Here is a 24,560-nt window from a genome sequence, read left to right as displayed (position 1 = left end):
GAAAATCCGACGCGGACAAATGGACTACCCGCGCTCGGCTTGGTAGTCAGGGTACCGTGCACATCGGACTCGACCGTCTCCCGGATCTCTCGCAGCTCCAGCGCATCCGATCGGCTCGCCTGGGGGTCCTTGCGCACCCGGCGAGCGTCGATCGCGACCTCACCCACATCGCGTTCGTCCTCGAGCACCTCGGCGTGCGCCCGCGCCTCTTCTTCGGCCCGGAGCACGGCTATGGCGGCGAGGCGCAGGACATGGCGTCGGTGACGAGCGCCGTCGACGCGCGCTCCGGCGCGCGCATCGTCAGCCTGTACGGCGATCGCTTCGAGGATCTCTCGCCTTCCGCGGCCGATCTCGCGGAGATCGACCTGCTCCTCATCGATCTCGCCGACGTCGGCGCGCGCTATTACACGTTCGTCTGGACGGCGCTGCTCGCGCTGCGGGCGGCCCACGCGGCGGGCGTGCACGTCGTGCTGCTCGACCGGCCGAACCCCGTCGGCTGCGCGCTGGAGAGCGTCGAGGGCGCGACGCAGGCGCCTGGATTCCTCTCGTTCGTGGGCCTCGAGCCCGTGCCGATCCGCCATTCGCTCACGATGGGCGAGCTGGTCGCGCTCTTCGCGCGGCGCGAGGGCATCCCGCTCGGCGACGTCGCCTGCGGCCTGCAGGTCGTGGCGGTCGAGGAACATCGCCGCGAGGCGCTCGCCGCCGAGTGGGATCGTCCGTTCGTCCTCCCCTCGCCCAACATGCCGGCGACGGACACAGCGCTCGTCTATCCGGGCGGCTGCCTGATCGAGGGGACGAACCTGTCGGAGGGCCGCGGCACGACGCGCCCCTTCGAGATCGTCGGCGCGCCCTGGCTCGACGGCCGCGATCTCGCCGCGCGCCTCGCGTCCACGGGGCTGCTCGGGTTCATCGCGCGGCCGCTCACCTTCCGGCCCACCTTCCAGAAGCACGCCGGCAAGACCTGCGGCGGCGTCCAGGTCCACGTCACCGACCCGCGCACCTTCCGTCCAGTCGCCACCTACCTCGCGCTCACCGCGTTTGCCTTCAGGCAGCAGCCCGAGCAGTTCCGTTTCCGCACCGAGCGTTACGAGTACGTCGACACGATCCCGGCCTTCGATCTGCTCACCGGCTCTGCTGCGGCGCGCCTCGCCATCGAGGCCGGCGAGGATCCGCTGGCGATCGCCCTGGAGGTGTCGCGCCCGGATCCGGCCTGGTCCGAGGTGATGCGCGAGGCGCAGGCGGCGCAGGCCGCCGCCGGCTGAGCGCCGCCCGCGCGGCTCAACGATCGTAGCGGTCGTAGGGCTCCGGCCGCGAGAGGATGCCGGCCGTGTACCTCGTCGCGAGGACGACGAGCAACAGCGCGAGCCCGGTGACCACGGAGAAGATCCGCGCCGGGCCCTCGGCGGAGAAACCGAACAGCCAGGGCGAGGCGACGAGACCGACACCGAGGGAGGACTCCAGCGCTCCGTGCACCGGAAACGGGATCTTCCTGGCGGCGCCGAACGGTTGGTCGGAGAGCAGCGTCAGGGCGAGGTGCGTCAGGGCGGCGACAGAGGAGACCGCCGTCGGCACCGGCCCGAAGCCGAGCGCGAGCGGCGCGAACGCGAGCAGGACGACGACCGCATAATCGACGTACCCATGGAGTCGCGGAGACAGCAGCTTCATCGGTCCCTCCTTGGAGAGCTCTCGGCACGACGGTGCATCCCATGTGCCGGTGAGCGGCTATCAGCGCGCGCGCAGCCCGCGTCGGGACGCCGCGCGACCCGGAGAGCAGGGCGGTTATTGCTCGTCCGGGACGGCCGGGAAGGTGCTTGTCGTGCTCACCTGATAGGGAGCGCATGGGGGGCGCGCGCTCGAACTGGCACAGGGCGGGGCGTGGGCCCGGCGGAGCTCGACGGTGCCGGCGCGGATCTCCTCACCGTCCATGGTGCGCTCTGGCAGACGGCGGCGACTTCGGCGTCGTCACCTCGTTCACGTTCGAGACACACCCTGTCTCCGAGGTCTCGATCTGCAGGATCTCCTGGCCGTGAACCGACCTCCCGCCCCGGCGGCGGGCCCTGCGCGCGTCGCGCGCTCCGGGGCGCGGGCGCTCAGCCCGTCGACAGGAGCTCGTCGAGCACGGCCTCGTACTCGTCGACGAGCGGGTGCGGCGCCAGCGCTCGGCCCATCGCGCGCAGCTCTTCGAACCTGGCGACCTGCACCTCCCTGCCGCGCTTGAACATCGGCCACGGATCGCCGTGCTCGCGCGAGCAGACGATGATGGACTGGAGGTTGTCTATCTTGTCCGCCAGCGTGATCGCCTGTGCTTCCCAGGGCTTTCCGGGAAACGCCTCGAGATAGAGCCGCTTCCTGTCCTCCCAGGGAAGCGACCTGTCCTGCTCGGTCACGTGGCGGACGAGCGTGGCGACGCGCTCGCCGAAGTGCTGGACCAGCTCGTCGAACGTGACGCCCTGGTCCTCCATGGCGTCGTGCAGCGCGCCGGCCGCGACCACCTCGTCGTCGAAGCCGTGGCGCGCGAGCAGGACCGCGACACCGGCGAGGTGGCTGATGTAGGGGACGTCGGCGTTCGGATACTTGCGCTTCTGTGCTCGGTGCCAGACCGCCGCCTGGTCGAGCGCGCGCTTGAGGAGGATGCCCATCGCGATGTCCCGCCAACCATAGCCGTTCGGCGTCTGGAGCGCAGGCACTCGAACACGAACCGCCACCGCCGGCGGGCCTCGGTCGCGACCGGACCGCGCGCCGCCCGCCCCGACGGCGCGGCGCTCCACAATCCCCGGCGCAGCGACGACCTCCTCCCCGAAGCCAATCGTGGTGCAAATTTCCACCCCACATTGAATCGGTGTTCGGCGCCTCGGGCCCCGCGGCGCGCGACATCGGCTCTTCGACCCGCGTGCGCCGCTCCGCCATCGTGTCTTGTCTTGCTGTGTAGACAGAGGCGTTCGTGAACGGAGAGACATACCTGCTCTGCGGATGTCGCGCCGGCCCTGCCGCCGGGGGACGCGCGCCTGGCGGCGGGCGTCGCGCTGCGCTTCCGGTGGCGGACCGCATGACGTAGCATCGGGTCGTGCCTGCGAGCGGAGCCGCCTCCTTGCCCATCCCCGCGCGGCCACCTCTCGTTCGTTCAGAGGGTCCGGGGAGGTGCGCGCAAGTCCTACGAAGATGTAGCCCACGTCGCTCGTTGCCCAAGACTCCGCAGTTGCCGGCCGGTATACTGGTCCGTGACAGCGGCTTAACTCGTCATGCGAAATTCGCCGACGCAGGGTGTGCCCCCTCATGAGATCTCGGTCTTTCTGCTCGCTGGCGGTCGCGCTGGCCGCCCTCGCCGCCGCGCCCGCCCGCGCGCAGGACGCGCCCGTCAAGCCCGAGGGTATGGCCCTGAGCCGCTTCGTCCCGGCGCCGGCCGGGGACCGCATGTTCAGCGTACCGTCGCCGTTCGCGCCAGGCCACCTGACGCCCCACGTGATGCTGCTGACCGATTACGCGAGCAATCCGCTCGTCCTGCGGCGCGAGCGCGACGGCGCCGAGATCGGCGCGGTCGTCAGCGATCAGCTCACGTTCCGGCTCAACGCGTCGCTCCCGCTCTGGAACAAGGTGAGCTTCGATCTCGACGCGCCGCTCACCGCGCTCCAGTCGGGAGAGAGCCCGAACGGCGGCGGCCGCGAGTTCGCGTCCCCGAGCGGCGCGGAGCTCGGCGACCTGCGGCTCGGCGCGCGCGTGCAGGTCTATGGCACGTACCACGACCCGCTCCAGCTCGCGGTCGGCGCGTACCTCTGGCTGCCCACCGGCGCGGACGACTCGTTCGTGAGCGACGGGAGCGTCCGCGCGATGCCTTACGTCGCCGCCGGCGGCCGCCTGGAGCGGCTTGTCTGGTCGACCTCGCTGGGCACCGAGATCCGGCGCTCCCAGTCGTTCGGCGGCGTGGCGCAGGGGACGATGCTCACCCTGGGCGGCGGCGTCGGGCTCCTCGCCGCCGACGGCCGGCTCCAGGTGGGGCCGGAGCTCAGCACCGCGATGGTGCTCGAGGACATCAGCGCTCGCTCGATCAACGCGGAGCTCCTCCTCGACGCGCGGTATCGGTTCCTCCCGTTCCTCGAGGCCGGCATCGGCGTCGGGCCGGGGCTCACCTCGGGGCTCGGGACGCCCGACCTGCGCTTCGTCGCCATGGCCGCCTTCACGCCGGAGCAGCCGCGGGACGCGGACAGGGACGGCGTCCCCGATCCCGAGGACGCCTGCCCGAAGGTGCCGGGCGTGCGCAGCGACGACCCGCGCAAGCACGGCTGCCCGCCGCCGCCCGACCGCGACAACGACGGCATCGTCGACGCCGAAGACGCGTGCCCGCTCGTGCCGGGCGCGCGCAGCGACGATCCGCGCAAGAACGGCTGCCCGCCGCCGCCGGACCGCGACGACGACGGCATCGCCGACGCCGACGACGCGTGCCCGCTCGTGCCGGGCGTGCGCAGCGACGATCCGCGCAAGAACGGCTGCCCGCCGGACCAGGACGAGGACGGCGTGCCCGACAGCGATGACGCCTGCCCCGAGGTGAAGGGGTTCCGCTCGAAGGACCCGACGAACAACGGCTGCCCGCGCGACACGGACGGCGACCTGTTCCGCGACGACGAGGACGCCTGCCCGAGGGAGAAGGGCTTCGCGGATCCGGACCCCGAGAAGCACGGCTGCCCGAAGGCGGTGCGGGTGACGGACAAGAACGTCGTGATCCTCCAGCAGGTGCAGTTCGACACGAACAAGGCCACCATCAAGCCGGTGAGCGATCCGCTGCTCGACGAGGTCGCGCAGGTGCTGGAGGAGCACCCGGAGATCGTGCTCATCGAGATCCAGGGCCACACCGACGATCGGGGCACCGACGAGCACAACAAGGTCCTGTCGCATAACCGCGCCAACTCCGTCATGGCGGCGCTGGTCCGCCGCGGCATCGACTCGACGCGGCTGACCGCCCTGGGCTACGGCCGGGAGCAGCCCCTCGACGACAACGCGACGGAGGCGGGGCGGCAGCGGAACCGCCGTGTCCAGTTCAACATCATCAAGAAGGCCGCGTACAAGCCGCAGGTCGAAACCGGAGAGGATCGATGAGAAAGCAGTTAGGCGTCACCGGGCTCGCGTCTCTCACGCTGATTGGCCTCACGACCGCCAGCGCGACGGCCGAGCCCAAGCTGCGCGTACAGGTCGATCAGCAGGGCGACTTCGCCCTCATCGGGAGCTCGCTCGGGCAGGAGTGCCGCTCTTCGACGCCGAGGCCCAAGGAGGGCACGGTCGGCGACTGCGGCACATCGATCGTCGAATCGGGGCCTGATCTCTTCTGGCGCTCCGACTCGCCCGCTGACGGCAGGGCGGAGGCGAACCTCGATATCGCCCCGGAGATGGCGCGCACGACGGCGGTGCTGACGCTGCCCGAGGGAGCGACGGTGACGCACGCGTTCCTGTACTGGGCGGCGCGCAACACCGCCGGCGCGGATCCCGACGTCGATCTCCACCACGAGGGCGGCTTCGACGGCACGGTCACCTCGATCGACTCGGTCGAGACGGTGATCAACCAGGGGAAGCCCAACGAGTCGCACAACTACCAGTCGGTCGCCGACATCACCTCGATCGTGAAGGAGAGCGGCGCGGGGGCCTACCGGGTGGGCGGCGTGGACGTCGTCGACGTCAGGAACAGCGACGACGATGTGGTCTTCGTGGCGTGGTGGATGGTGGTGTTCTACGAGGCGCCGAGATCGCCGATGCGCAACCTCGCGCTGTTCGACGGGCTCGACCGGGTCTCCGAGGGGAACTCGCAGCGGGTCGAGCTCTCGGGCTTCAAGGTGCCTGACGCCGGCTTCACCGCGAAGCTGGGCATCGTCGCGTTCGAGGGCGACAACACGAACTCGGGCGACAGCGTGTTCTTCAACCCCCAGAACCCCGGGAAGCCCGACGCGGCCGAGGCGCTGAGCGACGCGATGAACCCCGCGGACAACTTCTTCAACAGCACCCGATCGGCCCTCGGAGAGCCGGTGTCGGTGGAGGGTGATCTCCCGAGGATCGCGGGCACGCCCCAGAGCATGTCGGGGGTCGACATCGACATCGTGGATGTGAGCGCGAAGCTCAAGCCGGGGAACAATCGGGCGACGCTCGTCGCCACGAGCAGCCAGGAGCTCTATTTCCTCGCGGGGTGGGTGACGTCGATCTCCAACTTCGGGCCCGACTTCAGCAAGTCGAGCAAGGTGGCGAGGGACATCGGCGGGCTGCCGACCTACCGCGGCGACGCCATCGAATACGTCATCACGGCGTCGAACACCGGCAATGACGACGCCGTGGGTGCGGTGCTGACCGACGCGCTGCCTCCCGGTGTGACGTTCGTCCCGGGCTCGCTCTCGATCGTCGACGGGCCGAACGCCGGTCCCCAGACGGACAGTCCGGGAGACGACCTCGGCGAGTACGATCCGCAGACGCGGACCGTCACGTTCCGGCTGGGCGAGGGGGCGGACGGCGCGCAGGGCGGCAGCATCCCTGTCGACGGGAGCGTCTCGGTGCGCTTCGAGGTCACGGTCGACGCGGACGCGCCGAACGTCATCAAGAACCAGGCGCGGATCGCCGCGGCGGGCGCGCTCGGCGCGCCGGTCAGCGACGACCCGACCGACGGCAACGGCGCCGGCGCCGGCGCGCCGCCGACCGAGGTCACCGTGGAGCCCGAGGACTTCTATGCTGCCGGGAGCGGCATGTTCGGCGCCTGCGCGACGAGCCCGCGAGGCCGGGATGGGAGCGCCGGCTGGCTCGCGGGGCTCGCGCTGGCGGGGCTCCTCTGCAGGCGGCGCCGGGCGTAGCGCTCCGACGCTGCTGGAGGCGCGAGCGGGAGCCCGGCCGCGCGGAGAGCGCTCGGGTTCCGGCCGAGCTCAGTTGATGGTGAACGACTTGCTGACCGCGACCGGCCCGCCGCCGAAGGCGGGCACGCGCGCGCTGCGGAACAACCTGGCCACGCAGCCGCCGACGCTCGTTCCAGCGAACGGCGCGCCCTGAACCTCGGCCGACGTGACATTGCCGCTCGGCGCGAAGGTGACCTTGACCTTCCCGGTGCCCGTCGGCCCGCCGGCCTTCTTGCAGCTCTTGGCAGAGCCCGCTGCCGAGCCGAGCGCCGAGCTCGCGGCGCCGCGGTTGAACTCGCCGCCTCCGGAGGGCGCCGCCTCCGGCGCGGGCTTCTGCGCAGCCGGCTTGTCCGCCGCGGCGGCGGGCGCAGACGCCGGCTTCGCCCTCTCCGCCGGCTTCTCGGCCGCGACGGGCGACGGCTGATCCGGCGTCGGCTCCGCCGCGGCGGGCTCCTCGGCGGCCGGCGCCGCCGTCTCGGCGGGGGGCGGCGTGGCGGCCGCCGTCTCGGTCGGTGTCGGCGCCGGCGCCGGCGTTGCCGCCGGGCTCGGCACCTCGGCGGCGGTGGTGTTCGTCTGCTCCGGCGTGGTCGTGGACGCCTCCTCCTTCGGCGACTGCATGAAGAAGAAGGCGACGCCGCCGATCAGCACGACCGCGGCGACCGCGGCGGCGATCAGGCCCATGCGGCCCTTCTTCGCCGAGGCATCCGGCGCCGCGATCGGGGAGAGCGGCAGGAGCGGCGAGGGCGGCACCGACGCCTTGGCCGGGACCGACATCGACGGCGGTGGCAGCGAGTCCGTCACCGGCGCAAGAAGGGGGGGCGGCGCGAGCATCGGCGCGGAGGCGATCGCGCCGCCACCGAGGTTCAGCAGGTCGTCGTAGCCGGTGCGCCCGTTGTTCTTCGCGGGGCGGCTCGAGGGACGCCGGCCCAGCGGGGCGTCATCGTCCTGCTGCTTGGCCGCGTTCTCGGTCGCGGTGAGCGCCGAGAGCGAGAAGAGGACGGAATTCTCGTTGCGCTCGCCCACCTGGCGATCGGCGCCGGGCAGCGGGGCAGGCGCGGCCGACTCGGCGTCCCGCTCGGCGGCGCTGAAGAGGTCGACCGCGGCCGCGCGGCCCGGGCGACGCGCGGCCGGAGCAGCCGCGGCGGCTGCGGCCGGCGCTGCCGCCGCCCCGCCGTCCGGCGCCGGAGCTGCCGACGCCGACGGCGCGATACCGAGCTGGTTCAGCGCGCGCTTCGAGTCCTTCATCACCACGGTCCCCTCGGGGCCGAACCTGAGCCCGGCCGGCGCCGGAGCCACGGGGATCGGCGCCGCCGCCGGCGCAGGCACCGCCGCAGGCGCGGGCACCGCTGCGGCCGCAGGCACCGCCGCAGGCGCGGGCACCGCTGCGGCCGCGGGCACCGCGGCAGGCGCGGGCACCGCCGCAGCAGAAGGAGCAGGCGTCGCGGCCGCTGGAGCCGCCGCAGCGGCCGCCGTAGCCGACGCCGCATCCGCCTGGGTGGAAAATTGCTCTTTGAGCTCGGGGACGCTGGCGAGCGGCAGCCAGTCGGTCATCCCCTCTTTCCAGACGTAGGTCTCGTTGCTGAGCGCTCCGCGGGCGTACTCGGTCACGAGCTGGGCGGTCGTCATGGTCCGCTCGTCGCCCTCGGCGACGTTGACGGTCCACGTGTCGGGCGCCGCCGACGAGGACGGGCCGCCGGCGTCGAGCTTCGCGTCGGCGTCCTCCGAGAGGTCGCCCTGCTGCCCCACCGTCGCGTCCTGCGACGGGGCCGGGGCCGCCTCATTCGCGGCGTGGACGACCATCGCGTGGTTGCATTTCTTGCATTTGATCTTGACCGTCTTGCCGACGACTTTCTCGTCGGCAATCGTGTACTTGGCCTGGCACGACTCACACGTAATCTTCATGCGACTGGCGCCCTTCCCGTTCCGGCGTGCGGGCATGGGTTCAACGACCACACACGCGCACAATCACGCGGCCCGGTCGGTTGACTGAGGATAGCGGCAGCGCGCGAGACCGATCAAGGAGCCGGCTTTTTTTGTGATCGCCGCCGGCGCGGCGCAGCGGGATGACGCAGCGCGCGCCCATGCCCGCGCGACGCGCAAGGGCGACGCGATCAGTTGAGCAAGAGCAGCTGCGTGCCGTCTTTCCCGCAGAACATCGCCTCGCCCGGATAGCGCTCGCCGCAGGTAGGGCAGATCTTTCCGCGAGCCCGCGGCGCCGGCCCGACCGGCCCGACCGGCCCGGCGCCGCCCGCGGCCGGCGCCGCGAGCGCGGCACCGGAGGACGCGGGCGCATCCTCGGCCCCGGCGCCGCCGCGCTCCCCGCCGAGGGCGCCGCCCGTCGAGGCGGGGCCTTCGAGCTCGCCGCCGGCGCGCCGGCGCCCGCGGCGAAGCAGGATCAACCCCGCAAACCCGAGGCAGGCGGCGACCCCGCCCACGATGGCGACGAACAGGTTCTTGCGCTGGCGCCCCAGGTCCTCGCCCGAGGTGGTGCGCCCGCCGATGGTGCCGGCCGCGATCACCACGACGGCGGCCTGATCGCTCTCGCCGGCCTCGTTGAGCCCGCTCGTGGCGAGGAGCGCGTCGTACCGGTCGGGGCTCGTCACCTCGATCGCGACGGTCACGCCCTTGCCGGCGACGGTCGCCACGAGGCCGAGGGTCCCCTCGCCCGCGTCGGCGCCGAGCGAGAGGGCGCCGGTCGCGTCGACCGTCGCGGCGGACGCGAGCGGCCCGGACGCGATCGACCACGCGGGCCTCGTCGGGACCGCGCACCCTGCCGCATCCATGACCAGCGCGCGGAACTGGAAGCGCTCGCCCGGCCGCATGAGCTTGCGCGACGGCGTGACCTCGAGGCGCGCCGGATCGCCGGGGGCGTCGCAGGTGCGCGAGGCGGCGGGCTTCTTCTCGGAGGCGGCGGGCGCGGCGGGCCGAGCGCTCGCGATGGGCGGAGCGCTCGCGATGGGCGGAGCGCTCGCGATGGGCGGAGCGCTCGCCGCGGGGGGCGCCTCGCCCTCGCGCCGGACCAGCGTGTAGGACCGCGTCCTCGTCACGGAGGCGCTGCAGGTCGTGTTCTGGATGATGAACTCGTACTGCCCCGTCTCGACCATGTTGATGCTGGTGTCGGTCGCCTGCGTCGTCGTGGTGACGACCGCCCGGCGGGGGTCGTTCGGCGGCGTCGTGCAGCGCGTCTGCCAGGAGCGCGCGTCGCCGGAGGCCGAGTGCTTGCTGCGCGCGAGCCCGGGCATCTGCTCCCAGCACTCGGCGGTGCTCCACGACCGTCCGGCGCCCGAGATCGAGAGCTCCGAGCCGTGCTGCTGGATCTGCACGCCGCCGCCCGGGGCGCCCTGCGGGCGCGGCCTGGGCCCGCACGCCTCCCCCCACGCGTCGACCGACCACTGTTCGGAGAGCGCGCTCGCGGTCCAGGCCCCGCCCAGCGTCGGCTGGCCCTGCGCCGCGCCCGTGCCCGGAACGACGAGCGACGCGAGCGACGCGAGGAGCAGGGCCGGCGAGGCGAGCAGCGGGCGTCCCACAGCCGAACCCTAGCAGCGCCCGCGCACGGACGGCAGCCGGCAGGCTCGCGGCCTGAGGCGGCTCGCTCGCTCCGTGCGTCCTCGCCCAGGGCGGCGAGGACGCGGACGAGGCGAGAGCGCGGGCGAGAACGCAGCGAGCACCCAACCCGACGCGCGGCAGGGCCCTCCCGACGCAGGCCCCAACACATGAAAAAGCAGCGCGCCTCGAAAAGGGTCTAGACAGGCGAAACAGAGATTCGTTATCTTGAAAAATGGTCCTGTGCGCGCTCTGCATCAAATCTCGTCAGACACCCCCGCGTGCCTGATCCGATCCTGTTCAGCCCCTGGCCGACATGAGGGCTGGAGAGGGCCGCGACGCGCGCGGAGGACGCAGAGCGTGCGAGGTGTGCGAGGTGTCGAAACGCGCCGCCGCACCCGCCACGCACCCATCCCGCGCCCATCAACCCATGCTGCGGATCTCCCTCGTGCCAGCGCTCCTCTTCACGGAACGCAAACGGCCCAAAAGCGTCACCGCACGTCCCAAAATTGTCACTGCGCACCTCGGTGGTTTTCTTGTGTCTCCCAGAAAAAAGATCTGGACACTTCCAGTAGTGAGTTGCTAGTTTGAACACTGTCCCTTTGCGCATCCGCTCTCCGATCGAAGCCAAAGCGCCCGCGTACCTGATCTGATCCTGATCAGCCCGCGGGGCGCAGTCCGATAGGAGCCCGCGAAACCGACCTCGCCTGACCCGTGTGTCATGGTACCTGCCATCCGGATGACGCTCCAGCAATGGTTCACCCGTGAGGACCTCAAGGAGCTACAAATGAAGCAAGTCGCAATCGCCTCATCCGCCGCGCTCGCCACCCTGTTCATCGCCGCCACCAGCCTCGCCAACACCTCTTCGCCATCCCCCACGTGCACCGTGATCAAGCGGGGTGTCCTGGGCGACATCTACAACGCCGAGATCTGGAGCCTTGCCCCGAGCTATCACGTCCCGTCCCCCCATGAAGTGAACACCGGCTACTCCAGCACCGTCGGCGAGAAGCGCGCCCTCTTCCGCTTCGATCTGAGCCCCATCCCCGCCGGCTCGCTCGTCACGTCGGCCAAGTTCTACGCCCTGACCTACACGAGCACGGCCCAGACCGTGTACGTCCACCAGGTGCTCGCCCCCTGGAACGAGGGGGACGTCACCTGGAACAACCTCGGCGGCATCGACCCCACCACGTTCACCTCGTTCGTGCCCAACGTCACAGGATGGAGCTCGGTCGACCTCACCGGGCTCGTGCAGGACTGGGTGGGCGGCGTCTCGCCGAGCTACGGGATCCTCCTCGAGGAGAGCTCCTCCGGAAAGACATCTTACAAAGGCAGCGCCCACACCGACCCTTCGTACCGCCCGCTCCTCGAGGTCTGTTACACGGCGCCAAAGGGCACGATCGGCGACAAGGTGTGGTTCGACGCGAACGCCGACGGCGTCGAGGATGCCTCCGAGCCCGGCATCTCCGACGTCGTCGTCGACCTCTTCGCCGACACGAACTGCGACGGCTCGGCCGACGGCGCCGCCCTCCAGACGACCGCGACCGGCGCGACAGGCGTCTACCGCTTCAGCGACGTCGAAGCGGGCTGTTATGTCGTCGCCATCGACGACGCGACGCTGCCGCTCGGGCACTTCCTTACCACCGACGACGAGCCGCTCGCCGTGTCCCTCGACGCGGGAGAGAACGTGACCGACGCCGACTTCGGGTACGTGACGTACTCGTCGATCGGCGACACCGTCTGGCTCGACAGCGACGCCGACGGGCTCTACGAGCCGGAGACGGGCGAGCTCGGCGTCAACGGCGTCCGCGTCGAGCTGTTCCAGGGCGACCAGCTGCTCGACTTCACCCTCACCGGCAACAGCCCCTACACCGGCCAGCCTGGCTTCTACCTCTTCGACACGCTCTCGGCGGGCACCTACTCGGTGGTCATCACCTCCGACAACTTCATGACGAGCGGTCCGCTCGCCGGACAAGAGCAGACGGCCGACCCGGACGGCGGGCTCGACAACGTCGGCACGGTCGTGCTCGGCTGGGCCCAGGACCTCCTCGACGCGGACTTCGGCTACCAGCTCTCCTGCGGCAACGGCGTCTGCGGCGGCGACGAGAGCTGCTCCACCTGCGCCGTCGACTGCGGCATCTGCCCGCCCGTCTGCGGCAACGGCACCTGCGAGATCGGCGAGGACTGCGGGAGCTGCAGCACCGACTGCGACGTCTGCGCGCCCGTCTGCGGCGACGGCACCTGCGACGCGAGCGAGAGCTGCGGGAGCTGCTCGGACGACTGCGGCGCCTGCCCGCCCGTGTGCGGCAACGACACGTGCGAGGCCGGCGAGGACTGCGGCACCTGCTCGGACGACTGCGGCGCCTGCCCCGCGGTCTGCGGCAACAACGTCTGCGAGAACGGCGAGGACTGCGCGAACTGCGCCGGCGACTGCGGCGCTTGCCCCGCGGTCTGCGGCAACGACAGCTGCGAGGCCGGCGAGAGCTGCCTCGAGTGCCCGAGCGACTGCGGCATCTGCCCGCCGGTCTGCGGCAGCGGCGTCTGCGAGGTCGGTGAGACCTGCGGGAGCTGCGCGGCCGACTGCGGCGCGTGCGCGCCGGTCTGCGGCGATGGAGTCTGCCAGGCGGGCGTCGAGAACTGCTCGAGCTGCGCGGCCGACTGCGGCTCCTGCCAGTGCGCGTCCCCCGGCACCGGCTCCCCCGGCTACTGGAAGAACCACGCGGGCGCGTGGAAGGTCTCGAAGCTGACGATCGGCGGCAAGACGTACACGAAGTCCGAGCTCCTCGACATCATCAGCCGTCCGACCAAGGGCGACGTCACGTACATCATCGCGAAGCACCTCATCGTCGCCAAGCTCAACGTCGGTATCGGCAACCAGTCGAGCTGCATTGAGGACACCATCGCCAAGGCGGATGCGTGGCTCAAGAAGTACCCGCTCGGCGGCAACGTCAAGGACAAGGGTAAGAACTCCCCGTGGGAGATCGGCGAGCCGCTCGCCGAGAAGCTCGACAAGTACAACAACGGCTACCTCTGCGCGCCGCACCGCGATGACCTGGACTGCGACAACGACCGGAATGACCGCGACAACGACCGCGGCTGCCGCTGACCGATAAGCGCCGGCGTCCCTGGGCCAGCGCCCGCCCGAGCGACCTGACTCGAGCGTGACGGCGCTGGCCCCTCCCCCTCCCCTGTTCCTCCCCCTCCCCGCTCCTTCCCACCGAACGAGCCCGTCAACGAGAGGCCGCCTCATCTCTCTGAAGGCGCCCTCGACCCCGCGACCGTTCCGGCTGTTCCAAGGTCGCCGACCTCTCCGGCCAACGGCCTCCGGGCGCAGGTAGATCGCCGGCCCTGACACGCGACGCACCGGCGCTCCCGCTGCGAGTGGAACGACCCTGCGCGCGATGGTGAATCGCGACCACGCCACGACGCACCGGCCCCGTCGGGGCAGGGGACCGGAGTGCCCCAGCGATGGGCGTGTTCTGCCCCTTGCGCGACAAATTGCCCCTACCGCACGGGACGTGGCTCCTGCTGGCACGGCTTACGCCGCGGACAGCGGCGCGCCCCGCGAGCGCGATGACCTCGTCGAGCCCGCTCCACCGCAAAGCAGGACAGCATGGCACGGGCGCTGCAATTCAGGTGGGGCTGAGCTCCGAGGACCGCGGTAGACGGCCCGAAAGGTCCACCTGGGGCGGGCCAGAAGAATGGAGAAGCTGCCATGAACCTGACCGAAAGCTGGATTGGCGATAAGCCCTTGGTCCCGCCTTGCGGTTTGTTCGGTAAAGGCCAGCATATTGTCCTGGCCGAAGACGACGACGACATGCGCTCAACGCTCGCGATGGCGCTCCGCCGCGACGGGTTCGAGGTGTCCGAGGCGCGCAATGGCCTCGAGCTGCTCGACAAGGTGGCGCCCTGGCTCGGTGGGAAGGAACCCCCGGAGCCGATCGACGCGATCGTCAGCGATATCCAGATGCCCTGCTTCTCGGGGATGGAGATCCTGGAGGGCCTCGCCGAGCTGAGACGCCGGCCACCGGTCATCCTGATCACGGCGTTCGGCGATCCCCGCCTCCGCGCGGCCGCACGGAGCCTGGGCGCCTCGGCGGTCATCGAAAAGCCGTTCGAGCTGGATGATCTCCGCAGCGTCCTGTTCAACCTGAAGGACGCGCCCGGCTTCGACGGCGGCTACTGATAACGAAGAGCGCGCCCCGCCGGACGCCGCTCAGCCGTCCGGCCGCGGGAGGGGCGTCGCCGCCGCCCAGCGCGCGACGCAGCTCCGCTCTTCCTCGGTCATCTCCAGCATGTTCGCCACCACGCCGTCCAGGTGGCGCCGCGCCTCGGCCGGCAGGCCTGCGTTCGCCGGGCCGAGCTCCCGCCCGAGCGCGTCGAGCGCGCCGATCAGGTCGGCCCGCGCCGGCGGGGGCGCCGGGATCGCCCGCAGGTGCGCGATCTTCACCTGCGGCATGCCCTCGCGCGCATCCCGGTGTCGGGTGTAATGCCACCAGCGCACAGGAGAGGAGTTGAGGTAGCAGAGCAGCGCGAACTCGCTCCAGGTGGCGTCGCAGAAGCCGGCCAGGATCGAGTTGCGAAACGGGAGGCCGTCGCTCAGCGCGGCGATCGGGTAGCGGGCGGTCTGGCGGATGAGCAGCCGCACCGCCTTCCAGTCCTCGTCCTTCCGGAAGCGGCCCTTCACGCCCGCGCGATCGACGTGGTGGCGCGGCGCGCGCGCGATGAGCTCGCCCACGTCGGTGCCCTCGCGGATGGGGCAGGTGTACGGCGGCACGGGGACGTCCGCGCGCCGGATGCGCTCGGCGTCCTCGGCCGACGTCTGGAAGCCGCGCTCCCCGAACAGCGCGGCCGGCAGCGGGCTGAGCGCGCCGAGCCGCTCGAGGAGCCGCCGGGACACGCCGTCGAGATCCGAGCGCGCGAGCGGCCAGCAGGAGGCGCTCGCCGCAGCCCGGGGGGACGCGGGCGCGACGCGGGTCGAGAGGAGGCCCATGCACGGCTGGAAGACGCCCTCGAACGCGTCGCTGCCGAAGCTCGGGAGGTCGGGGTCGACGGCGCAGAGCGCGTCGTGCGCGCGCCGCGTGGGGCGGTATCCATCGAGGTCCGACACCGACGTGGGGATGACGAGGCCGAGCCGCCCGCCCGGCCGGAGCAGCGACGCAGCCCGGTGCACGAACAGGCCGTGCAGCGAGCGGTAGCCGTGGAAGGCCGGGTTCCGCCGGAGGTAGAGGTTGAAGACCTCGGGCGCGATCGGCTGCGCCGCGCGGCCGACGTACGCGACCCAGGGCGGGTTGCCGATCACGGCGTCGAAGCCGGGCTCGGCGCGATCGAAGGCGCCGGGGAACGCGAGCTCCCAGTGCAGGAACCGGCGCCCCTCGGCGATGCGGCGCGACACCGCCGCCCGCGGATCGGCCGGATCGCCCGCCGCGGCCATGTAGCGGGCGAACGCGGCCGGCCCCGGCGCCAGGGCCTCGAGCTCACCTTCGGACGGCCAGAACCACAGGGCCATCCAGGCGTCGAGCGCCGCCTGATCCGCGCCCCCGGCGCGCTCGGGGCCATCGCAGGGCGCCCCCTCGGCGCGCTCGACGCCGTCGCAGGGCGCTTCCTCGACGCGCTCGACGCCGTCGCAGGACGCCCCCTCGGCGCGCGCCGGCGACCGGCGCGCAGGAGCTCGCCGCGGCAGGGACCGCCGCGCGCGGCGCTCCCCGGCGGCGTCCGCGTGCCCGCCGCGCGTCCACGCCGCGGCCGGGAACGCGCCGATCTCCGCGCGCTCGGCGCCGATGAGGCTGTCGCCGCAGCGGAGCTTCCCATCGAGGAGGCTCGGCGGAAGGTCCGCGTCCTGCACGACGAGCCAGAGCGAGAGCCTGGCGAGGTCGACCGCGAGCGGGTCGAGGTCGACCCCGTACAGACAGCGCTCGGCCACGAGCGCCATCGCGCGGCGGAGCGGCGGCTCCCCGGGGGCGAGGCCCGGCGTCGCGCCGGCGCGCTGCCAGGCGGCGGCGAGGTGCGCGGCGAGCTGGCGGCACGCCTCCACAAGGAACGCGCCGGAGCCCATCGCGGGATCGCACACCGCGAGCGCCAGGATGTCGTCCGCCGCCGGCGGCCCGCCGGCCCTCGCGAGCAGCGGCGACAGCGTGCGCTCGACGACGTGGCGCGTGATGTCCCGCGGCGTGTAGTACGAGCCCGCGCGCCGCCGGAGCTGCCCCGGCTGGAGATAGAGCGTGCCCCGCGCGATCCGGCCCGGTTGCCGCGGGGAAGCGCGGCGCGCGAGCGCCTGTGACAGCTCGGCCACGCTGCCCGCCGCGGCCACGCTGGCGGCGAGGCGCGCGCCGAGCCTGAGGTCCGCCACCTCCTCGAGCCGCGCGAGGCGCTCGCCGCCCGGGAGGGCGAGGAGCGCCTCCAGGTCGACGACCGCGTGGGACGGCAGGAGCGCCATCGACTCGCCCTCGGCGATCTCGAGATCGAAGGCGAGCAGGCCCTCGTAGAGCGTGCCGAGGTGCTCGACCTCGAGCTCGCCGTAGCGCACCGGCGCGCCGTCATGTGCGAGGAGCGCCGCGAGCACGCGGTGGAGCACGCCGTCGCTGAGCGAGGGTCGACCGTCCAGGAAGGGGTGCGCGTCCGGGTCGCAGAGGCCGCCGCGCGCGCCCCCGGGACCGCGGTCGAGGAGCGCACGGAAGAGCGCCGCGACGCGCGCCCACGCGCCGTGGCGATGCCCGAGGTCGCCGCCCCGCCGCCGCTCCTCCTGGAGCTCCTCGAAGAGCCGCGCCAGCGGGGCGCCGCCGCCTTCCGCGCCGGCGAGCAGCCCGCGCGCCTCGGCGTAGAGGAGGAGGATGAGCCGCATCAACGCGGTCACGAGGCCGGCGCGGAGGTGCCGCCGGCCCGCGGCGGAGCCGCTGGAGGCCGCGTCGCCGCCCTGCGGATCGGTCGACTGAAAGCCGCGGAGGAGCTCGCCGAGCGCGCCCTGCGCCTGCTCGCGGAGCTGCCTGGCCACGCCGTGGCCAGGCGGCGCGGGCTGGCGGCGGAGCTCGCCGAGCGCGCCCTCCTCCCTCGCGCGGTCGCGCGGGGAGCAGGCGTCGACCCGTTCACGGTCGCAGCGCAGGGAGGCGCCGAGCTGAGGGCATTCCGAGGACACGCGGGATCCGCGCGAGCATTGCGGATAGGACGGGGTGCAGGCAAGAGCCCCGACGCCGAGGCGCGCGAGGGCCGCGGCGGCGGCCCCGGGAGGAGCGCCGCCGCGGCGGGCGACGCGCGGCGCGCTGGAGAGGAGTCCTTCCTCGCCCGGAGCTCCTCCCCCAGCACGCTTTACCGGGATGCGCGTGAAAGGATTCCCGGCGCAGCGCCGCGCGGAGGTACGGTTCGTGCCGTGTGTCCTCGAATGAAGCTCCAGACGTTCGAACGACACGCACTCGCTCATCCACGCAACTCACACCCTGGCTCCGCGGCGCGGCGCGGCGCCTTGATCGCCGCGATCCTGCTCGGGATCTCGGCCTGCCACGGCGCCGGAGAAGAGCCGGAACAAGAGGCCACCGGCGCCATCAGTACGGGCCTCGACCTCTATTCCGGCATTCCCCAGGACGGCGTCGTCCTCGGGGATCCGGGCGCGCCGATCACGCTTGTCGAGTTCTCGGATCTCCGCTGCTCGCATTGCCGGGATTACGCGCTCGAGGTCCTGCCCGTGATCCTCGACCGCCACGTGCGCACGAGGCAGGTGAAGCTCGTGTTCCGGAACCTCACGTTCCTCGGGCCGGGCTCCGTGCAGGCCGCGCGCATGGCCGCGGCGGTCGGCATGCAGGGCCGGCTCTGGGAGTTCGTCGACCACTTCTTCCGGATCCAGGCGCGCGAGCGCCCGCCGGTCACGGACGAGCTCCTGCTGCGCATCGCCGCCGAGCTGCCGGGCGTGGACGCGGCGCGGGCGATGGCGCAGCGCGACAGCGGGGAGGTCGTGCGGCAGCTGGAGGCCGCGCGGGCCGAGGCCGCACGCCTCCAGGTCCACGGCGTGCCGGCGCTGTTCCTGAGCCGCGAGGGAGAGGGGCTCCGCCGCCTCCACCTCTCCTCGATGTCGCCGGAGCCGATCTCCCGCGCGATCGAGCGGCTCCTGCGCGCGGCGCGCCCGCGCGGGTGAACGCGCGGCGGCCGCGACAAGGGCCGGCTCCCCGCGCGGTTTTTGGTACGCTCGCGCGGGGATGACCGCCTCGCCGCTCGTGTTCCCTCCCCGCCCCTCCTCCCTGCACGGCCGGCGCCGCGAGCTCGCGACGCTCATGGCGACCCTCCGCGCGGCGCGCCCGACGCGCATCGCGCTCGTCGGCACGGGCGGCAGCGGCAAGTCGACGCTCGCGTGCGCGCTCGGGCACAAGCTCGCGGCCGAGCTCCCCGGCGGGATCCACTGGTTCCGGGTCGGCGCCTGGGACGCGCGCACCCTGCTCGGGATGCTGTCGCTCCGCTTCGGGGCCGGGCCGTCGCCCTCGCTGCCGGCGCTGCGGCGCCGCCTGCGGGCGCTCGGCGAGATGCTCATCGTGCTCGACAACCACGAGCACGACCGCGCCGTCGCCGAGCTGCTCGACGGCCTCCGCGACGAGGCGGTGACGTGGGTCATCACGGCGCGGCGCTGCCTCGTGGCCGGCGTCTCCATCTTCCCGGTCATCGCGCCCCTCGTGACCTCGGGGCAGAGCCCCTTCCCCGCGGTCGCCTCGCTGACCCGCCTGCTCCGCTGGAACCCGGTCTCCCTGGAGCTCGCCGACGCCATCGTCGAGGGCGGCGCGGCCGACGTCGCCGAGCTCCACCGCTGGCTCGTGTCGGGCGGCGTCGACCGCGTGCAGGTCATCGATCACGAGGACGACCTCCCCGAGGTCGGCCTGCTCGTCGCCTGGGTCTTCCGCGGGCTCTCGCCGCCGGCGCGGCGGATGCTCGCGGTGCTGGCGCACTCGAACGGCGACCACATCGACGAGGGCTCCCTCGCGCAGCTCGCGCGGGCGGGGCGGAGCGCCGGCGACGCCCTCGCGTCGCTCCGCCGCTTCCGGCTGGTGCAGGAGCCGCTCGCGGGCCGCTTCGCGCTGCACGCGACCGTGCGCCACGCCCTCATGAAGCGCACGCGGTTCGATCAGGGCCGCTTCTTCGAGCACTACGTGGCGCTCCTCGAGCGCTCCCCGGAGCGGCTCGACCTCGAGCAGACCCACCTGTTCGCGGCCATGGACTACGCCCATGACACAGGGAGCGTCGCGGCCGCGATCCGCGTGAACGAGCTGGTCTCGCGGCTGTCGCGCTGACGCCCGCGCTCCCCGCGGACGGCCGCCGTGGCCGCGGTCAACGCGGCGCTTCCGGGCCCCCCGCGCGCGGGCCCCCCACGTGCTCGCGGCAGAGCTCGACGAGGCGCTTCAGCACCCACTGCCCCGCGGGGCCCAGCACGAGCCCCGGCCGGTGGACCACGGCGAGCGACAGGAGGTGCTCGTCATCCCCCCACGCCTCCGGCCGGACGCGGACCAGACGGCCGGCCCCGAGATCGTCGCGGATCATGTGCTCTGGCAGGTTTCCCCAGCCGAGCCCTGCGCACAGGAGCTCTCGCTTGGTCTGGAGATCGACGACACGCCAGGTGCGGGGGGACAGCACGGCCTGCTCCGGCGAGCGCGCCCCGCCGCGCTCGCTCAGCACGATCTGCACGTGCTCGCGCAGCTGCTCGGTCGCGACGCGCCCGGCGTGCTGCTGCGCGGCGGCGAGCGGGTGCGTCTTGCCGGCGACTGGCACCATGCGCACGGACGTGAGGTGACGGCGCTCGAGACCCTGGGCCGCCGCCGCCGGCCCCACGACCCCGAGCTGGCATGTCCCGTCGAGCACCCGCTCGGCGACGGCGGCCATCGTCTCGGTGTGCACGACGAGCTCCACGGTGGGGTAGACGCGCGCGAACTCGACGCAGAGATCGACGAGCGCGGAGAGCGGAAAGACAGCGTCGACGCAGAGCGAGACGAGCGGGTCGAGGCCGCCGGCGAGCCGCTGCGCGGCGCTGCTGAGCGCGTCCGCGTCGGCGCACACCCGCCGGGCGGCGCCGAGCAGGACGCGGCCCTGCTCCGTGAGCGCCGGGATCCTCGTCGATCGGTCCCAGAGGACGACCCCGAGCTGGCTCTCCAGGTTGGCCATCGCGTGGCTCACGGCCGACTGGACGCGGTGGAGCTTCCTGGCCGCGGCCGAGAAGCTGCCCTCGTCGGCGACCGCGATGAACGTGCGCAGCTGGTCGAGCGTGATGGAGTCGTGCATCGCGCGTCACCCTGCCACGGCTCGCCGCGCCCCGGCGCGGCGGTCGTTCGTCAGCCCGCGGGCGGCGGGCCTCCTGCGCTGGTGAGCTCGACAAAAAAAGCGCGGCGGCCGGGACAGGCGAGGAGCGTTTTCCCAAGGGGTCTACCCTCCAGCCGGCCGCGCGGCCCGCGGGCGGGTAGACCCCTTTTTCTACGCTCCTCGCCTGCCCCGGCCGCCGTCGCGCGCTCAGCCGAGCGCGCTCGTCACCGCAGGCTCTGGCCGCTCGCGACGTCGGTCACGGGACCAGAGCCCGGCGCGGACGCCGATCAGAGCGGCGGATTGGCGTTCTTCACGCACTCCACGAAGTACTCGTGGAACCAGTACCCCGCCTGCGGCGCGCGCGTGTCTGCGTTGGCCTTGCCGCAGAACAGGTCGTAGCGCGGCTGGCCCTCCTGGCCAACACCGTCGGAGTCACCCGGCGGCTTGACCCAGTAGAAGGCATCGAGGCGCGTCGCGCCGCCCGGGTTCGCCTTGGGCCGCTGGCCCATGCCGGCGCCCTTGTTGTTGCACCAGAGGCCCCAGTCATCCCGGATGTTGCCGACGCCGTTGCGGCTCGTGTCGATGATGAAGTGCTTGTCCGCGAGGCCTTCAGCCGCCAGCGCCGAGGCCATGGCATCGACATAGTCGTACTCGCCGAAGCAGGGGTTGTCCTGCTGATCGTAGCTCTCCGAGCTATAGCTGAGCTGCGTGTAGTTCGCGACGTTGGTCGCGAAGCCGCGGACGCCGGACGGGCTTCCGGCGGCCTTGATGACCCTGGCGAAGATCTCGGCGCCCTTCTTCTGGTTGTCCTCCCAGCCGAGCCAGCCCGAGTGCGCCGCGTCGATGTACTGGTACACGTGCGGCATGTTGAGCTCCTTGAGCGCGTGCGCGACGTTCGACTCGTAGGACGCCGCCGTGGCGTCATCGCATCGCTTCCCGCCCAGGTTCGTCGCGATGTTGGGGAGCGAGTCGGGCTCGATGATCGCGATGATGCGCTGGTTCGGGCGAGCGGCGAGGATCGCCTTGATCGGCTTGATGAACTCGTTCTGGTACCGCTCGGTGCCGTTTTCATTGAGCTTGAGCTCGCCGTTCGACGCCTCGGCGAAGCAGTCGCGGTTCGGCAGGTCGTACACGACGATGACCGGAACGACCGGCTCGCAGAGCTGGTTCTGGAGCGCGAGCGCGGCGTCGAGGTGCCCCTCGAGGCGGTCGACCGCCGCGATCCTGTCGAGCCAGAACGCGGTCGGGATCTCCTGGACCTTCTTCATCTTCGCGACGAGGGCCGCGTCCGTCGTCATGTCGATCGACGTCTGGACCTTCGCGACGTACTCCGGATCCACGAACAGCCGCCCACCGGCGAACGGGTTGCCGGCCACCGGCGAGATGTCGATCGGTCCGGAGCAGTTGCTGCCGCCCGCCGCCGTCGAGCTCGTGGGGGTGCCGGCGCCAGCGCCGCTGCCCGTCGGGGTGCCCGCGCCAGCGCCGCTGCCCGTCGGGGTGCCCGCGCCAGCGCCGCTGCCCGTCGGGGTGCCCGCGCCAGCGCCCGTCGGGGTGCCCGCGCCCGCGCCGCTGCCCGTCGGGGTGCCCGCGCCCGCGCCGCCGTCTCCGTTGCTGCTCCCGTCGCCCCCGTCGCCCGAGCACGCCGCAAAAGAGGCGGTCGTGAGGAGGACCGCAACCCACTTTGCCAACCCGAGCTGATGCGAATTCCTTCTCAGCATATTAAGCCTTTCACCTACGTCACTGAAGAAACCAGGCAAATCCAACGTATCAAAAATAGCGTGCCGAGCCTAGACCAAGGGTTTCGCAGGGGCAAGGACAAACGACGGCTATGCCATGCCAGCGTGGCTCCATCGTAATCTGCCGTGCGGTTATTTTTTCACAGCGAATAGAAATGTCCGCCGCCTCTCGATTTGCGACGTTTTGACGCGCGTCGCGAGCGCGTCGCGAGCGCGTCGGATGGCGCGTCCAACAACGGCCCGTAAGGCTGTTTCGCACGGGGAAACCACGCTGGGAGAGGATGGCCCCCGGCCCCAACGCATCGCGCAATCCACTCGACGGGTCGGCGCGGCCTGGCTGTCAAAGTGACATGGCAGACAACGAGAACTGTTTCGAGTTGATTTCCAGGTACGTCACCGACGGTGAGCTCACCCTCTCTGAACGGCAGTGTGCTCGGGTTGCGCGGCGAGTCACGGTGAGCTCACCGCTCTGAGCGGCAGTGCGCTCGGGTTGCGCGGCGAGTCGGACGTGCAGTGACGCAGGGTGGCACTTTGAGACGCACCGCGCCGGGGGCGCGTCGTGCCGTGATCGGGGGGAGAGCGGCGCTCGTCCGCGGCCCGCGCGAGGGCCTTGATGCGGCCGGCGCTCATGACGTGACGGCGAGTGGGCTCGCCGGCCGGCCGCGTCGAGCGGAGCGCGTGTCGAGGGACGCTGTCCGCAGGCGCGCCCGTCGCCTGGCCGTCACCGAGCGGCTTCTGGCTGGTCGCCACCGATCGGTTAGGCTTCGATCCCCCCCTGCCCCGCAGAGCCCGCCATGCGCTTCGTCGTCGTCTCGCTGATCCTCCTCGTCGTCCTCGGGGCCCTTGGCCTGTACGTGCACCGGCGCGCCTCCGGCCTGCTCGGCCTGGGCCTGCGCGGCCGGCGCGTGCTGGCCTGCCTGCTCGCCACCGGCATGCTCGCGATGATCTCCGCGCGGCTCTGGCGGGGCGTGCTGCCCGAGGGCGTGCTCCGCGGGGTGGTGCTCGTGAGCAGCATCCTCTCGCTCGGCGTCCTGCTCTCCGCGGTCCTGCTCGCCGTCGTGGACCTCGGGCACCTGATCGCGCGGCTCGGGCGCGCGGCGCTCGGGCGCGCCCGAGCCGACGCGCGCCCCGCGGACGAGGCGCACCGCCCTGGCGAGCGAGGGGCGCACGAGGACGGCGGCGACGCGGGCGCGCCGCTCTCGCCGCAGCTCGCGCCGCCGGCGCTCCCCCGCCGCGCATTTCTCGCGAACGGGGCCGTCGGCTCCGCCTTCCTCATCGGCGGCGGCAGCGCGGTGTATGGCGCCCTGGTCGGGCGACACGACTACGTCATTGAAGAGGTCGCCATCCCGATACCGGGCCTGCCGCGCAGCCTGGACGGCTTCACGATCGTGCAGCTGTCCGACATCCATCTCGGGCTGTTCGTGGGTGAGCCGGAGATGCGCGCCGCCGAGGATCTCGTGCGCAAGGCGCGCGGCGATCTCGTGGTGATGACGGGCGATCTCATCGATTTCAATCCGACGTATGCGGAGCACCTCGGGCGGCTCACTCGGCGACTGGGCCCGCTCGCCCGGGAGGGGGTCGCGGCGATCCCGGGCAACCATGACCATTTCGCCGGCATCGACGCGGCGCTCGACGCGCTGGAGCGCGGCGGCGCCCGCGTGCTGAGCAACCGGGGGAGCGTCGTGGGAGGGGTCGGCGGCGCCTTCGCGCTGCTCGGCGTCGACGACGTGTGGGCGCGAGGGCGCGTGCCCGGCGGCGGCCCCGACCTCGGCCGCGCGCTCGCGGACGTCCCCCGCGACCTGCCGCGCGTGCTGCTCTGCCACAACCCGGTGTTCTTCCCGGACGCGTCCGGCGAGGTGGCCTTGCAGCTCAGCGGCCATACCCACGGCGGCCAGGTGAACCCGCTCGTCCGGCCCGCCGACCTGGTGCTCCCCCACGGCTATGTGGCCGGGCTCTACCAGCGCGGCAGCGCGCACCTCTACATCAACCGCGGCTTCGGCACCGCCGGGCCGCCCGCGCGCATCGGGGCGCCCCCCGAGGTGAGCCGCATCGTTCTCGTCGCCGCCTGACACCTGACGCGATGCCCGGGGCCGCCGTCGCTGAGCCCGCCTGGCGCGCGTCGAGCCGATGCGAGCACGGGCTCGAGAGCGGCGGTGAGCTCCGGCGG

Annotated in this window: 15 protein-coding genes; 8 read left to right on the top strand and 7 right to left on the bottom strand. The window is 72.4% G+C overall.

The window, feature by feature from the left end:
* The first annotated feature begins 56 nt into the window (after positions 1-56).
* Positions 57-1,262 carry an exo-beta-N-acetylmuramidase NamZ family protein gene (locus WMF28_RS41125; protein ID WP_437599192.1) on the top strand — a complete coding sequence of 402 codons (1,206 nt, stop codon included), beginning with the start codon at positions 57-59 and terminating at the stop codon, positions 1,260-1,262.
* A gap of 16 nt (positions 1,263-1,278) precedes the next feature.
* On the opposite strand, the gene WMF28_RS41120 is transcribed toward WMF28_RS41125, so the two are convergent.
* On the bottom strand, positions 1,279-1,665 hold the full coding sequence (locus WMF28_RS41120) for an SPW repeat domain-containing protein (RefSeq protein ID WP_437599190.1): 387 nt from the start codon (positions 1,663-1,665) through the stop codon (positions 1,279-1,281).
* A gap of 425 nt (positions 1,666-2,090) precedes the next feature.
* Positions 2,091-2,687, bottom strand: coding sequence for an HD domain-containing protein (locus WMF28_RS41115; protein WP_437599189.1), 597 nt, complete (start codon positions 2,685-2,687; stop codon positions 2,091-2,093).
* A gap of 586 nt (positions 2,688-3,273) precedes the next feature.
* On the opposite strand from WMF28_RS41115, the gene WMF28_RS41110 reads away from it, so the two are divergent.
* Complete coding sequence (locus WMF28_RS41110) at positions 3,274-5,088, top strand: OmpA family protein (RefSeq protein ID WP_437599188.1); 1,815 nt, start codon at positions 3,274-3,276, stop codon at positions 5,086-5,088.
* On the top strand, positions 5,085-6,815 hold the full coding sequence (locus WMF28_RS41105) for a DUF3344 domain-containing protein (protein WP_437599187.1): 1,731 nt from the start codon (positions 5,085-5,087) through the stop codon (positions 6,813-6,815). Before WMF28_RS41110 ends, WMF28_RS41105 begins: the two co-directional genes overlap by 4 nt.
* A 69-nt stretch (positions 6,816-6,884) precedes the next feature.
* On the opposite strand, the gene WMF28_RS41100 is transcribed toward WMF28_RS41105, so the two are convergent.
* Positions 6,885-8,756, bottom strand: coding sequence for a zinc-ribbon domain-containing protein (locus WMF28_RS41100; RefSeq protein WP_437599186.1), 1,872 nt, complete (start codon positions 8,754-8,756; stop codon positions 6,885-6,887).
* Between the two features lie 209 nt (positions 8,757-8,965).
* Complete coding sequence (locus tag WMF28_RS41095; protein ID WP_437599185.1) at positions 8,966-10,381, bottom strand: hypothetical protein; 1,416 nt, start codon at positions 10,379-10,381, stop codon at positions 8,966-8,968.
* An 803-nt stretch (positions 10,382-11,184) separates the two neighbouring features.
* On the opposite strand from WMF28_RS41095, the gene WMF28_RS41090 reads away from it, so the two are divergent.
* Entirely contained in the window at positions 11,185-13,500 is a 2,316-nt protein-coding gene (locus WMF28_RS41090; protein WP_437599184.1) for an SdrD B-like domain-containing protein, read from the top strand.
* Between the two features lie 609 nt (positions 13,501-14,109).
* A complete protein-coding gene (locus WMF28_RS41085) occupies positions 14,110-14,580 on the top strand; it encodes a response regulator (RefSeq protein ID WP_437599183.1) in 471 nt (156 codons plus the stop codon).
* Positions 14,581-14,610: 30 nt separating this feature from the next.
* On the opposite strand, the gene WMF28_RS41080 is transcribed toward WMF28_RS41085, so the two are convergent.
* On the bottom strand, positions 14,611-17,526 hold the full coding sequence (locus tag WMF28_RS41080; protein WP_437599181.1) for an Eco57I restriction-modification methylase domain-containing protein: 2,916 nt from the start codon (positions 17,524-17,526) through the stop codon (positions 14,611-14,613).
* 324 nt (positions 17,527-17,850) lie between these two features.
* On the opposite strand from WMF28_RS41080, the gene WMF28_RS41075 reads away from it, so the two are divergent.
* Together WMF28_RS41075 and WMF28_RS41070 are read left to right on the top strand one after the other, a co-directional pair.
* Entirely contained in the window at positions 17,851-18,516 is a 666-nt protein-coding gene (locus tag WMF28_RS41075; protein ID WP_437599180.1) for a DsbA family protein, read from the top strand.
* Between the two features lie 61 nt (positions 18,517-18,577).
* Entirely contained in the window at positions 18,578-19,657 is a 1,080-nt protein-coding gene (locus WMF28_RS41070) for a hypothetical protein (protein WP_437599179.1), read from the top strand.
* A 37-nt stretch (positions 19,658-19,694) separates the two neighbouring features.
* Here the strand turns inward: WMF28_RS41070 and WMF28_RS41065 are convergent, their stop codons facing one another.
* Both WMF28_RS41065 and WMF28_RS41060 read right to left on the bottom strand, forming a co-directional pair.
* The gene (locus WMF28_RS41065) at positions 19,695-20,639 is read right to left on the bottom strand and encodes a LysR family transcriptional regulator (RefSeq protein ID WP_437599178.1); all 945 of its coding nucleotides are present in this window, start codon (positions 20,637-20,639) and stop codon (positions 19,695-19,697) included.
* Between the two features lie 305 nt (positions 20,640-20,944).
* Positions 20,945-22,345: a glycoside hydrolase family 6 protein gene (locus WMF28_RS41060; RefSeq protein WP_437599177.1), complete on the bottom strand. Its 1,401-nt coding sequence runs from the start codon at positions 22,343-22,345 to the stop codon at positions 20,945-20,947.
* An 842-nt stretch (positions 22,346-23,187) separates the two neighbouring features.
* Here WMF28_RS41060 and WMF28_RS41055 point away from each other — a divergent pair.
* On the top strand, positions 23,188-24,462 hold the full coding sequence (locus WMF28_RS41055) for a metallophosphoesterase (RefSeq protein ID WP_437599176.1): 1,275 nt from the start codon (positions 23,188-23,190) through the stop codon (positions 24,460-24,462).
* The last annotated feature ends 98 nt before the right edge of the window (positions 24,463-24,560 follow it).

The sequence above is a fragment of the Sorangium sp. So ce590 genome (genome assembly GCF_051521365.1).
Taxonomy (GTDB): domain Bacteria; phylum Myxococcota_A; class Polyangia; order Polyangiales; family Polyangiaceae; genus Sorangium.
This window is presented reverse-complemented; position numbering and strand designations above follow the sequence as displayed.

Bases quoted from the DNA above. Each gene is read 5' to 3' on its own strand.
- WMF28_RS41120 (WP_437599190.1), bottom strand. From the start codon at position 1,665: ATGAAGCTGCTGTCTCCGCGACTCCATGGGTACGTCGATTATGCGGTC.
- WMF28_RS41110 (WP_437599188.1), top strand. From the start codon at position 3,274: ATGAGATCTCGGTCTTTCTGCTCGCTGGCGGTCGCGCTGGCCGCCCTC.
- WMF28_RS41070 (WP_437599179.1), top strand. From the start codon at position 18,578: ATGACCGCCTCGCCGCTCGTGTTCCCTCCCCGCCCCTCCTCCCTGCAC.
- WMF28_RS41065 (WP_437599178.1), bottom strand. From the start codon at position 20,639: ATGCACGACTCCATCACGCTCGACCAGCTGCGCACGTTCATCGCGGTC.
- WMF28_RS41105 (WP_437599187.1), top strand. From the start codon at position 5,085: ATGAGAAAGCAGTTAGGCGTCACCGGGCTCGCGTCTCTCACGCTGATT.
- WMF28_RS41090 (WP_437599184.1), top strand. From the start codon at position 11,185: ATGAAGCAAGTCGCAATCGCCTCATCCGCCGCGCTCGCCACCCTGTTC.
- WMF28_RS41085 (WP_437599183.1), top strand. From the start codon at position 14,110: ATGAACCTGACCGAAAGCTGGATTGGCGATAAGCCCTTGGTCCCGCCT.
- WMF28_RS41100 (WP_437599186.1), bottom strand. From the start codon at position 8,756: ATGAAGATTACGTGTGAGTCGTGCCAGGCCAAGTACACGATTGCCGAC.
- WMF28_RS41055 (WP_437599176.1), top strand. From the start codon at position 23,188: ATGCGCTTCGTCGTCGTCTCGCTGATCCTCCTCGTCGTCCTCGGGGCC.